Consider the following 10,260-nt stretch of genomic DNA (forward strand, 5'->3'; position numbering starts at 1 on the left):
AAGAGGCCAGGCCTGCCTTACTCAGCCTTGGCCGGCTCAGCCTGGTGCGACAGGCTGTACACATAAGCCGCCAGCAAGTGCACCTTGTCGTTGCCCTGCAGCTGTTCCTGGGCCGGCATCTGCCCCTGGCGGCCATAACGAATGGTCTGCTGCAGCTGGGCAAAGCTCGAGCCGTAGATGAACGCCTGCGGGTGGGTCAGGTTCGGTGCGCCCATGGCGGGCGTGCCTTTGCCTTCCGGCCCGTGGCAGGCCACGCAGTTGGCTGCGAAGATCTTCTGCCCGTTCTCCACATCGGCCTTCGCACCCTCAGGCAATGTGCGGCCATCGAGTTTGCTGACCACGAATGCAGCCACGTCGGCCACGCCCTGGTCACCGATCACTTCGGCCCAGGCCGGCATCACGCCATGACGACCGCCCATGATGGTGGTCTTGATGGTGTCCGGTTCGCCGCCCCAGCGCCAGTCGTTGTCGGTCAGGTTGGGGAAGCCGAAGGCGCCCTTGGCGTCGGAGCCGTGGCACACCGAACAGTTGGAGGCGAACAGCCGCGCACCCATTTTCAATGCCTGTGGGTCCTTGGCCACTTCTTCGATCGGCATGGCCGCGAACTTGGCGAAGATCGGCCCGAAGCGGGCGTCGGCCTTGGCCATTTCCTTTTCCCATTCGTGCACGCCGGTCCAGCCCGGCTGGCCGTTGGAAAACTCGGTCTGCTTGTCGTTATCCAGGTACGAATAGCCCGGCAGGACGCCTTTCCAGTTGCCCAGGCCCGGGTATAGCACCAGGTAGCCGAGGGCAAAGATGATGGTGCCGACGAACAGCCAGAACCACCATTTCGGCAGCGGGTTGTCGTATTCCTCGATGCCATCGAAGGCATGCCCGACGGTTTCGTCGGTAACCTCTTCGCGCTGGCCCTTGCGGGTCGACAGCAGCAGCCAGGTCAACGAGAAGATGGTGCCCAGGGTCAGGACGGTAACGTACAGACTCCAGAAGGTTGTCATTGTTGTTTGCTCCCAGAAGCTTTTGCTTGCTCGACGTGCCGAGTGGCCTCGGGGTCATCCGCGAAGGGCAGTTGGGTCGCTTCGTCGAAGTCCTTTTTACGCCGTGGGTTGAACACCCACAGCGCCAGGCCCACGAAGGCCACCATCACCACGACGGTGCCCAGGCCGCGAATCATCCCGATATCCATCAGCGTCACCGTTTGCTCTTGATGATGGTGCCAAGACCCTGCAGGTACGCGACGATGGCGTCCATTTCGGTCTTGCCCTTGACCGCGTCACGTGCGCCGGCAATGTCGGCGTCGGTGTACGGGGTGCCGAGTGTGCGCAGCACTTCCATCTTCTTCGCGGTGTCTTTGCCGTCGAGCTTGTTCTCGACCAGCCACGGGTAGGACGGCATCTTCGATTCCGGTACCACGTTGCGCGGGTTGTACAGGTGCGCACGGTGCCAGTCATCGGAGTAGCGGCCGCCGACGCGGGCCAGGTCCGGCCCGGTACGCTTGGAGCCCCACAGGAACGGGTGATCCCACACGCTTTCACCGGCTACCGAGTAATGGCCGTACCGCTCGGTTTCGGCACGGAACGGGCGGATCATCTGCGAGTGGCAGCCTACGCAGCCTTCGCGGATGTAGATATCGCGGCCTTCCAGCTCCAGCGCGGTGCGCGGCTTCATGCCCTCGACCGGCTTGTTGGTGACGTCCTGGAAAAACAGCGGGACGATCTGGGTCAGGCCACCGACGCTCACGGCGATGACCATGAAGAAGGCCAGCAGGCCTATGTTCTTCTCGACGGCTTCATGCTTCATCAGTGCGCTCCCACAACGACGATCTTGGCGGCCTCTTCAGCCTGTGCCGGGTTGGCGGCACGTACGGTACGGAACACGTTGTAGGCCATCAGCAGCATGCCGCTGGCGAAGAACGCACCGCCCAGGGCGCGGACGATGTAGCCGGGGTGGCTGGCCTGCAGGGCTTCGACGAAGGAGTAGGTGAGGGTGCCGTCATCGTTGATGGCGCGCCACATCAGGCCCTGGGTGATGCCGTTGACCCACATCGAGGCGATGTACAGTACGGTGCCGATGGTGGCCAGCCAGAAGTGCGCGTTGATCAGGCCGATGCTGTGCATCTGCTCGCGGCCGTAGAGTTTCGGGATCATGTGGTACACGGCGCCGATCGAAATCATTGCCACCCAGCCGAGAGCGCCGGCGTGGACGTGGCCGATGGTCCAGTCGGTGTAGTGCGACAGTGAGTTCACGGTCTTGATGGCCATCATCGGGCCTTCGAAGGTGGACATGCCGTAGAACGCCAGCGACACCACCAGGAAGCGCAGGATCGGGTCGGTGCGCAGTTTGTGCCAGGCGCCCGACAGGGTCATCATGCCGTTGATCATGCCGCCCCAGCTTGGCGCCAGCAGGATGATCGACATCACCATGCCCAACGACTGCGCCCAGTCAGGCAGGGCGGTGTAGTGCAGGTGGTGCGGGCCGGCCCAGATGTACAGGGTGATCAGCGCCCAGAAGTGCACGATCGACAAGCGATACGAGTAGATCGGCCGCTCGGCCTGCTTGGGCACGAAGTAGTACATCATCCCCAGGAAACCGGTGGTGAGGAAGAAGCCCACGGCGTTGTGGCCGTACCACCACTGGATCATCGCGTCGGTGGCGCCGGAGTAGGCCGAGTACGACTTGAACAGGCTCACCGGCAGCGAGATGTGGTTGACGATGTGCAGCATCGCGGTGACCACGATGAACGCACCATAGAACCAGTTGCCGACATAAATGTGCTTGGTCTTGCGCTTGACGATGGTGCCGAAGAACACCAGGCCGTAGGTAACCCAGACGATCGCCAGCAGGATCGCCAGCGGCCACTCGAGCTCGGCGTATTCCTTGGTGGTGGTGTAGCCCATCGGCAGGGTGATCAGCGCGCCGACGATCACGGCTTGCCAACCCCAGAAGGTGAAGGCGGCCATGCTGTCGGAGATCAGCCGGGTCTGGCAGGTGCGCTGCACCACGTAGTAGCTGGTGCCGAACAGCGCACAGCCCCCGAAGGCGAAGATCACCAGGTTGGTGTGCAGCGGGCGCAGGCGGCCGAAGCTGGTCCAGGGAAGGTCCAGGTTCAGCTGCGGCCACACCAGCTGCGAGGCGATGAAGACGCCGAGGCCCATGCCAAGGATCCCCCAGACCACCGTCATGATGGCGAACTGGCGGACGACCTTATAGTTATAAGCAGTCGGACTGATTGCTGTGCTCATTCTAAGGTTCCACGGTTTTGATGTTCTTGTTGGTCGAAAAATCGGCGCCAGTATTGATAACCAGCAAGGTTACCGCAACGCAACTTTGGTACGCCGACCCGTGTCCAGACCCGTTCACTGATGTCCCGCAGGGATCGGGTCTGGGCGATTGTACACAAATAAATATTTGTAATGTGTACCGTTTTTCATATTTTTCTGATCGATCGGTCAAGCTTTTTCTGGGGCGGCGACAGGCCATGCGCCGCGTCTGCTCCGGTCCTTTCGGAGCGAAGCCCACTGAGGCAACAAGCTTAGTTGTGTTCGGTGGGGGTGCAAGGGAGGGGGGCGGCGGTGGGGGGTATGGTTTGAGGGGGATGGTGGGGCGGGGGTGTAAGGTTTGATGGTTATGGTGGGGCGGATATCGAGCGCCGCGCGGGCGGCGCTCGATCTCACAGACGCCGAATTTCTCCCGGCGAACTCACTGGGCAGTCACAGATTCAGCAGCAGTATCCTGCGACAGGCTATACACATAAGCCGCCAGCAGGTGCACCTTGTCATTCCCTTGGATCTCGGCCTGCGCCGGCATTTGCCCTTGGCGACCATAACGAATGGTCTGCTGCAGCTGGGCAAAGCTCGAGCCATAGATGAACGCCTGCGGGTGGGTCAGGTTCGGTGCGCCCATGGCGGGCGTACCTTTGCCTTCCGGCCCGTGGCAGGCCACGCAGTTGGCTGCGAAGATCTTCTGCCCGTTCTCCACATTGGCCTTCGCCCCCTCAGGCAGTGTGCGGCCATCGAGTTTGCTGACCACGAACGCAGCCACGTCGGCCACGCCCTGGTCACCGATCACTTCGGCCCAGGCCGGCATCACGCCATGGCGACCGCTCATGATGGTGGTCTTGATGGTTTCCGGATCGCCGCCCCAGCGCCAGTCATTGTCGGTGAGGTTGGGGAAACCGAAGGCGCCCTTGGCGTCGGAACCGTGGCACACCGAGCAGTTGGAGGCGAACAGGCGGCTGCCCATTTTCAGCGCCTGCGGGTCTTTCGCCACTTCTTCTACGGGCATGGCGGCGTATTTGGCGAAGATCGGACCGAACTTGGCATCGGCCTTGTCCATTTCCTTCTGCCATTCGTTGGCGCCAGTCCAGCCATTTTCATAGCCCGGCAGGATGCCTTTCCAGTTGCCCAGGCCCGGGTAGAGGATCAGGTAGCCGACCGAGAACGCCAAGGTGCCAACGAACAGCCAGAACCACCACTTGGGCAGCGGGTTGTCGTACTCCTCGATACCGTCGAAGCTGTGGCCCATGGTCTCGTCGGTGGTGTTGTTGCTCTGGCCCTTGCGCGTGGCGAGCAGTAGCCAGGTCAGGCCAATCAGGCTACCGATGGTCAGTACGCTGATGTACGTACTCCAGAAGGTGGTCATTGCCCGTTACTCCTTTTTGCAGCAGGCTCCTGCCCGGCAGGGGGCAGGCGGTCGTCGACGAAGGGCAGCAGGCGCGCTTCGGCGAAATCTCGGTCGCGGCGGCGGTTGAAGACCCACAGGGTGAGGCCGATAAAGGCAATCATCACCACTAGGGTGCCCACACCGCGGATCATGCCGATGTCCATTTCCATCGCACTCACCTCTTGTTCTTGATCGCGGTGCCGAGCACCTGCAGGTAGGCGACCAGTGCGTCCATCTCGGTTTTGCCTTTGACCGCTTCACGGGCGCCGGCAATGTCGTCGTCGGTGTACGGCACGCCCAGGGTGCGCAGGGTGCGCATCTTGACGTCGGTGTGGCTGTTGTCGACCGGCTGGGCAACCAGCCACGGGTAGGACGGCATCTTCGACTCCGGTACCACGTTGCGCGGGTTGTACAGGTGCGCACGGTGCCAGTCGTCCGAGTAGCGGCCACCGACCCGGGCCAGGTCCGGCCCGGTGCGCTTGGAGCCCCACAGGAACGGGTGGTCCCACACGCTTTCACCGGCCACCGAGTAGTGGCCGTACCGCTCGGTTTCGGCACGGAACGGGCGGATCATCTGCGAGTGGCAGCCCACGCAACCTTCGCGGATGTAGACATCGCGGCCTTCCAGTTGCAGCGCGGTATAGGGCTTCATGCCTTCGACCGGTTTGTTGGTGACGTCCTGGAAGAACAGCGGGACGATCTGGGTCAGGCCGCCGATGCTGACGGCAAATACCATCAGCAGGGCCATCAGGCCGACGTTTTTCTCGATGACTTCATGTTTCATCAGGCGTTTCTCCTCAAGCCAACTGGGCGTTCGCAGGGGCGACGTCAAGCGCTGGCGAACGCACGGTGCGCCAGGTGTTCCAGGCCATCAGGAACATGCCGCTGAGGAAGATCGCGCCGCCGACGAAGCGCACGACGAAGCCTGGGTGGCTGGCCACCAAGGTTTCCACGAACGAGTAGGTGAGCGTGCCGTCGCTGTTGACCGCGCGCCACATCAGGCCCTGGGCGATGCCGTTGACCCACATCGAGGCGATGTACAGTACGGTACCAATGGTGGCCAGCCAGAAGTGCGCATTGATCAGGCCGAGGCTGTACATGCGTTCTTTGCCGAACACTTTGGGGATGGTGTGGTACAGCGCGCCGATCGAGATCATCGCTACCCAGCCAAGGGCGCCGGCGTGGACGTGGCCGATGGTCCAGTCGGTGTAGTGAGACAGGGCGTTGACCGTCTTGATGGCCATCATTGGCCCTTCGAAGGTGGACATGCCGTAGAACGCCAGCGACACCACCAGGAAGCGCAGGATCGGGTCGCTGCGCAGTTTGTGCCAGGCGCCCGACAGGGTCATCATGCCGTTGATCATGCCGCCCCAGCTTGGCGCCAGCAGGATCAGCGACATCACCATGCCCAGCGACTGCGCCCAATCGGGCAGGGCGGTGTAGTGCAGGTGGTGCGGGCCGGCCCAGATGTACAGGGTGATCAGCGCCCAGAAGTGCACGATCGACAAGCGATACGAATACACCGGCCGTTCGGCCTGCTTGGGCACGTAGTAGTACATCATCCCCAGGAAGCCTGCGGTCAGGAAGAAGCCCACCGCGTTATGGCCGTACCACCACTGCACCATGGCATCGGTGGCGCCTGCGTAGACCGAATAGGATTTGGTCAGGCTGACCGGCAGCTCCAGGTTGTTGACGATGTGCAGCAGCGCCACGGTCAGGATGAAGGCGCCGAAGAACCAGTTGCCGACGTAGATGTGTTTGGTGTTGCGCTTCATCAGCGTGCCAAAGAACACGATGGCGTAGCCCACCCAGACGATGGTGATCAGAATGTCGATCGGCCATTCCAGTTCGGCGTATTCCTTGGAGCTGGTATAGCCCAGCGGCAGGCTGATGGCCGCCAGCAGGATAACCAGTTGCCAGCCCCAGAACGTGAACGCGGCCAGGCCCGGTGCGAACAGGGTGGTCTGGCAGGTGCGTTGCACCGAATAATAGGAGGTGGCGAACAGTGCGCAGCCGCCGAACGCGAAGATCACCGCATTGGTATGCAGGGGGCGCAGGCGGCCGAAGCTGGTCCAGGGGAGGTCGAAGTTGAGGGACGGCCAGGCGAGCTGGGCGGCGATGAAGACGCCGAGCCCCATCCCGACGATTCCCCACACCACCGTCATGATGGCGAATTGGCGGACCACCTTGTAGTTATAGGCGGTACTGCTGGTTGTGTTCATGTATGGGTTCCCATCCACGGTTATTTGGCAGGCTTTACAGCGAGGCAAGCATGATTAATGGGCAAAGTGCCGGTATTGACGGGGATCAATGGGCGAAGGTCGCAAATGTCCCAGGCTTGCGCTGCGATCCTCCGCGGGTTGCAGGTCAGGATGACTACAAGGGGTGCCTGATTCTGGCCCATGGCGCGGGCGCGCCGATGGACAGCGGGTTCATGGACGAAATGGCGCAAAGGCTTGCGGCGCTTGGGGTAGCGGTAGTGCGCTTCGAGTTCCCGTACATGGCCGAGCGCAGGGTTACCGGTGGCAAGCGGCCGCCGAACCCGCAGAAGGTGTTGCTTGAATGCTGGCGCGAGGTGTACCGGCAAGTGCGACCTTTGGTCGCGGGCAAGCTGGCCGTCGGGGGCAAGTCCATGGGCGGGCGCATGGCGAGCCTGCTGGCCGACGAACTGGGCGCGGATGCGCTGGTGTGCCTGGGCTATCCATTCTACGCGGTGGGTAAACCCGAGAAGCCACGGGTAGAGCACCTGGCCGAGTTGAAAACACCGACGTTGATCGTGCAGGGCGAGCGGGATGCGCTGGGTAACCGCGAGGCGGTGGCGGGGTATGCGTTGTCGCCGGCGATCGAGGTGAGCTGGCTAGTGGCGGGGGACCATGACCTGAAGCCGTTGAAGGCTTCGGGGTTCAGCCATGAGCAGCATTTGCAGGCGGCGGCTGAACGTGTTGCTGTTTTCCTGAAGGATTAGTGCTGGATTCTTCGCGGGTAAACCCGCACCTACAAGGACCGCACACCATCGAAGGTCGGCTCAGCACCCTGTAGGATCAGTTTACCCGCGAAGAGGCCGGAACAGGCCGGCGCTTAGTCGCGGTATTCGCACAGGTAAGCGGTATCCACCTTCACCTGCAGCTGGAACTTGCTGTCAGCCGGCACGTTGAACTTGTCACCGGCGTTGAAGGTTTCCCAGTTGTCGCTACCCGGCAGTTTCACGGTCAGCGCGCCCGATACCACATGCATGATCTCACGCTTGGCAGTGCCGAATTCGTATTCGCCCGGAGCCATGACGCCGACAGTGGCCGGGCCTTCTTCGCCCGAGAATGCGATCGACTTGACGGTGCCGTTGAAGTACTCGTTGACCTGGAACATGGGCGACTCCTGAAAAGAGGTGCTGAAAAAGGGCTGGCCAGTATGCCCAAGGCCACAGGCCTCGTCATCTGCTTTCAGGGGCTGTGGGCGGGAAGGGTCAACGGTAATAGCCGCGCCGTGTTGCGCGCATCTTCCAGGGCCCTGTGCTGTTGCCCGCAAAAGTGCATGCCGGCGAGTTGCAGGGCGCCGTTCAGGCCGGTGGGGCGCTGCAAGTGGCGGGCCTTGGCAAAGCGTTGCTTGAGGTTGATGTGCGGCAATGTGCGCAGCAGGCTGTCGAGGCCGTGCTGCTGCCACTCCTGGTGCAATTGCTGGCGGTCGTAGTCGCCCCAGCTGACCCAGGCCTGAAGCTGCCCGCGGTGGTGCCCCAGCCAGCGCTCGAAGCTTGCCCACACCTCGCGAAACGGCGCGGCGTTGTCCACGTCGGCCTGGCTGATGTGGGTCAGCTCACGGCAGAACGGGGTCAGCTGCGGCCGCCGCCGTGGCTTTACAAAACGCTGGAAATGGTCGACCTCGCGGCCTTCGCGGGTCACCAGGCTTGCGCCGATTTCAATGATTTCCATCTCTGTGACCGGCCACCCACCATCGTCGGTGGTGGCTTCCAGGTCGATCACCAACCAATGGCCCATACCAGGCTCCCATGCAGATCCTGCTAGAGCGTAGCCAATGTACGGGCATACGGCATCCTATGGCATTTTGCCGCCTGCTTTGGCACAAAGAGCAGACGCCAGTAGTTGTGCCGCCCCTGGAAAACGCCTAGCTTAAGCGCATACAGGCATAAACCGTGATGAGTGTCCGTCTTGACTCCAGCGCCCGGCCTCAAGGCCTTGTCCACCCTGATGCTGCTGGCCGTGTTCTGGTTGGCGGCACCGGTATGGGCTGGCGAGGCGGTTGAAGTGAAGATTGGCGCAGCCCATTTCCCGCCTTACACAGTGCGCCCCGAGCAAGGTGCCGATACCGGTTTGCTGCCGCAGTTGGTCGATGCACTCAACCGGGCGCAGCAGCACTATCACTTCGTTCTGGTACCTACGTCTATCCAGCGGCGCTTCGGTGACTTCCAGCAGGGCCGCACCGACATGGCCATTTTCGAGAACCCACAATGGGGCTGGGAGCAGATTGCCCATCAGACCGTGGACATGGGCCTGGAAGATGCCGAAGTGTTCGTCTCCCGCAAGGCAAACGGCAGTGATCCGCGTTACTTCGACGACCTGCGCGGCAAACGCCTGGCCTTGTTCAACGGCTACCACTATGCGTTCGCCAGCTTCAACGCTGACCCCGATTACCTGCGCAAGACATACAACGCGACCCTGACCTATTCCCACGACAGCAACCTGCTGATGGTGCAGGCCGGCCGCGCCGATATCGCCCTGGTCACGCGTTCCTACCTCAGCGATTTCCTGGCACGCAACCCGGCGAGCAGGGCGCAGTTGGTGCCTTCGCAACGTATTGACCAGGTCTATCACCACTACGCTTTGCTGCGCCCGGGGGCGCCTATTGGCGAGCAGACGTTCGCTGCACTGCTGCGTGGCCTGCGTGACAGCGGTGAACTGGCGCGGATTTTCGAGCCCTACCGCATCACAGTCAGCACGCGCAGGCCTTGATTCCCGCCCGACGGCCTCGCCAATGTTCTCGAAGAATGACTCAGACCTGCCGGTTGGCGGTCTTGCGGCAATGCACCAGTGCATCGCGGATCATGAAGTTGACCAAGGTCGGCGACACCCCCAGTTCCTTGGCAATGTCCTTTTGCGGTACCCCATGCAGGCGGTACATCTCGAACGCATAGCGGGTACGTTGCGGCAGCTCGTTCAGGGCTTCGGCAATGTCGTCCAGCGCGGCAAGGTTGATATGGGTGGCTTCGGGCGAGGCGTTCTGGATAACCACATTCAGGCCTTCCTCCTCGCTGCCGGAGTACTTCAGCTCCATCGTCTGCTTGCGGTAGTGGTCGATCGCAAGGTTACGCACGATCTGGAACAGGTAGCTTAGCTGCGCCTTGAACGACGAAGTGATCTGCGGGGCAGCGCCGAGCCGGAAGAAGGCGTCTTGCACCACATCCTCGGCGCGGGAGCGGCAGCCAGTGATGCGGGCAGCAATCTTGACCAGGATGCTGCGGTTGTCGACGAAGGCCTGCAGTAATGGTGAATCGCACTTACTTGTGGATAGTTGTTCCGCCATGGAAATCACCTTGTCACAGAGGGGAAAGGAGGCGCCCAGGGGTGGGTCGCTTCCTACGACGTGCGACAA

General features: G+C 61.9%; 13 protein-coding genes. 2 read left to right on the top strand and 11 right to left on the bottom strand.

What is annotated here, in order from left to right; translation table 11 throughout:
- Nucleotides 1-17 precede the first annotated feature (17 nt).
- The 8 genes from ccoP (ACTJJN_RS25520) to ccoN (ACTJJN_RS25555) all read right to left on the bottom strand — a co-directional run bounded on the left by ccoP (ACTJJN_RS25520) (nucleotide 18) and on the right by ccoN (ACTJJN_RS25555) (nucleotide 6,881).
- The gene (ccoP, locus tag ACTJJN_RS25520) at nucleotides 18-995 is read right to left on the bottom strand and encodes a cytochrome-c oxidase, cbb3-type subunit III (RefSeq protein ID WP_014859407.1); all 978 of its coding nucleotides are present in this window, start codon (nucleotides 993-995) and stop codon (nucleotides 18-20) included.
- The gene (locus ACTJJN_RS25525; protein ID WP_003254287.1) at nucleotides 992-1,183 is read right to left on the bottom strand and encodes a CcoQ/FixQ family Cbb3-type cytochrome c oxidase assembly chaperone; all 192 of its coding nucleotides are present in this window, start codon (nucleotides 1,181-1,183) and stop codon (nucleotides 992-994) included. Before ACTJJN_RS25525 ends, ccoP (ACTJJN_RS25520) begins: the two co-directional genes overlap by 4 nt.
- Before the next feature lie 5 nt (nucleotides 1,184-1,188).
- Nucleotides 1,189-1,797, bottom strand: coding sequence for a cytochrome-c oxidase, cbb3-type subunit II (ccoO, locus tag ACTJJN_RS25530; protein WP_003254286.1), 609 nt, complete (start codon nucleotides 1,795-1,797; stop codon nucleotides 1,189-1,191).
- Nucleotides 1,797-3,239: a cytochrome-c oxidase, cbb3-type subunit I gene (ccoN, locus tag ACTJJN_RS25535; RefSeq protein WP_003254284.1), complete on the bottom strand. Its 1,443-nt coding sequence runs from the start codon at nucleotides 3,237-3,239 to the stop codon at nucleotides 1,797-1,799. The genes ccoO (ACTJJN_RS25530) and ccoN (ACTJJN_RS25535) overlap by 1 nt, the downstream gene beginning before the upstream one ends.
- Nucleotides 3,240-3,696: 457 nt before the next feature.
- On the bottom strand, nucleotides 3,697-4,638 hold the full coding sequence (ccoP, locus tag ACTJJN_RS25540; RefSeq protein WP_440781725.1) for a cytochrome-c oxidase, cbb3-type subunit III: 942 nt from the start codon (nucleotides 4,636-4,638) through the stop codon (nucleotides 3,697-3,699).
- Nucleotides 4,635-4,829, bottom strand: a complete 195-nt coding sequence (locus tag ACTJJN_RS25545; protein ID WP_003254282.1) for a cbb3-type cytochrome oxidase subunit 3 — start codon at nucleotides 4,827-4,829, stop codon at nucleotides 4,635-4,637. Before ACTJJN_RS25545 ends, ccoP (ACTJJN_RS25540) begins: the two co-directional genes overlap by 4 nt.
- A 5-nt stretch (nucleotides 4,830-4,834) precedes the next feature.
- Nucleotides 4,835-5,443 (bottom strand): cytochrome-c oxidase, cbb3-type subunit II, encoded by a 609-nt coding sequence (gene ccoO, locus ACTJJN_RS25550; protein ID WP_010955002.1) that lies wholly within the window; start codon nucleotides 5,441-5,443, stop codon nucleotides 4,835-4,837.
- Between the two features lie 13 nt (nucleotides 5,444-5,456).
- Nucleotides 5,457-6,881: a cytochrome-c oxidase, cbb3-type subunit I gene (gene ccoN / locus ACTJJN_RS25555; protein WP_003254280.1), complete on the bottom strand. Its 1,425-nt coding sequence runs from the start codon at nucleotides 6,879-6,881 to the stop codon at nucleotides 5,457-5,459.
- Between the two features lie 50 nt (nucleotides 6,882-6,931).
- Between ccoN (ACTJJN_RS25555) and ACTJJN_RS25560 the strand changes: the two genes are divergently transcribed.
- Nucleotides 6,932-7,624, top strand: coding sequence for an alpha/beta family hydrolase (locus tag ACTJJN_RS25560; RefSeq protein ID WP_014755847.1), 693 nt, complete (start codon nucleotides 6,932-6,934; stop codon nucleotides 7,622-7,624).
- Between the two features lie 113 nt (nucleotides 7,625-7,737).
- Here the strand turns inward: ACTJJN_RS25560 and ACTJJN_RS25565 are convergent, their stop codons facing one another.
- Together ACTJJN_RS25565 and ACTJJN_RS25570 are read right to left on the bottom strand one after the other, a co-directional pair.
- Entirely contained in the window at nucleotides 7,738-8,022 is a 285-nt protein-coding gene (locus tag ACTJJN_RS25565; RefSeq protein ID WP_003254278.1) for a pyrimidine/purine nucleoside phosphorylase, read from the bottom strand.
- Between the two features lie 74 nt (nucleotides 8,023-8,096).
- Nucleotides 8,097-8,648 carry an exonuclease domain-containing protein gene (locus ACTJJN_RS25570; RefSeq protein WP_003254277.1) on the bottom strand — a complete coding sequence of 184 codons (552 nt, stop codon included), beginning with the start codon at nucleotides 8,646-8,648 and terminating at the stop codon, nucleotides 8,097-8,099.
- A 171-nt stretch (nucleotides 8,649-8,819) separates the two neighbouring features.
- On the opposite strand from ACTJJN_RS25570, the gene ACTJJN_RS25575 reads away from it, so the two are divergent.
- Nucleotides 8,820-9,620: a substrate-binding periplasmic protein gene (locus ACTJJN_RS25575; protein ID WP_014859403.1), complete on the top strand. Its 801-nt coding sequence runs from the start codon at nucleotides 8,820-8,822 to the stop codon at nucleotides 9,618-9,620.
- A gap of 40 nt (nucleotides 9,621-9,660) precedes the next feature.
- Here ACTJJN_RS25575 and ACTJJN_RS25580 read toward each other — a convergent pair whose 3' ends face one another.
- Complete coding sequence (locus ACTJJN_RS25580; protein WP_003254275.1) at nucleotides 9,661-10,191, bottom strand: RNA polymerase factor sigma-70; 531 nt, start codon at nucleotides 10,189-10,191, stop codon at nucleotides 9,661-9,663.
- Nucleotides 10,192-10,260 lie beyond the last annotated feature (69 nt).

The sequence above is a fragment of the Pseudomonas sp. 22515 genome (genome assembly GCF_052044625.1).
Lineage (GTDB): Bacteria > Pseudomonadota > Gammaproteobacteria > Pseudomonadales > Pseudomonadaceae > Aquipseudomonas > Aquipseudomonas alloputida.

Bases quoted from the DNA above. Each gene is read 5' to 3' on its own strand.
- ACTJJN_RS25545 (WP_003254282.1), bottom strand. From the start codon at position 4,829: ATGGAAATGGACATCGGCATGATCCGCGGTGTGGGCACCCTAGTGGTG.
- ACTJJN_RS25565 (WP_003254278.1), bottom strand. From the start codon at position 8,022: ATGTTCCAGGTCAACGAGTACTTCAACGGCACCGTCAAGTCGATCGCA.
- ACTJJN_RS25580 (WP_003254275.1), bottom strand. From the start codon at position 10,191: ATGGCGGAACAACTATCCACAAGTAAGTGCGATTCACCATTACTGCAG.
- ACTJJN_RS25525 (WP_003254287.1), bottom strand. From the start codon at position 1,183: ATGGATATCGGGATGATTCGCGGCCTGGGCACCGTCGTGGTGATGGTG.
- ccoO (WP_003254286.1), bottom strand. From the start codon at position 1,797: ATGAAGCATGAAGCCGTCGAGAAGAACATAGGCCTGCTGGCCTTCTTC.
- ccoN (WP_003254284.1), bottom strand. From the start codon at position 3,239: ATGAGCACAGCAATCAGTCCGACTGCTTATAACTATAAGGTCGTCCGC.
- ccoN (WP_003254280.1), bottom strand. From the start codon at position 6,881: ATGAACACAACCAGCAGTACCGCCTATAACTACAAGGTGGTCCGCCAA.
- ACTJJN_RS25560 (WP_014755847.1), top strand. From the start codon at position 6,932: ATGATTAATGGGCAAAGTGCCGGTATTGACGGGGATCAATGGGCGAAG.
- ACTJJN_RS25570 (WP_003254277.1), bottom strand. From the start codon at position 8,648: ATGGGCCATTGGTTGGTGATCGACCTGGAAGCCACCACCGACGATGGT.
- ccoP (WP_014859407.1), bottom strand. From the start codon at position 995: ATGACAACCTTCTGGAGTCTGTACGTTACCGTCCTGACCCTGGGCACC.
- ccoO (WP_010955002.1), bottom strand. From the start codon at position 5,443: ATGAAACATGAAGTCATCGAGAAAAACGTCGGCCTGATGGCCCTGCTG.
- ccoP (WP_440781725.1), bottom strand. From the start codon at position 4,638: ATGACCACCTTCTGGAGTACGTACATCAGCGTACTGACCATCGGTAGC.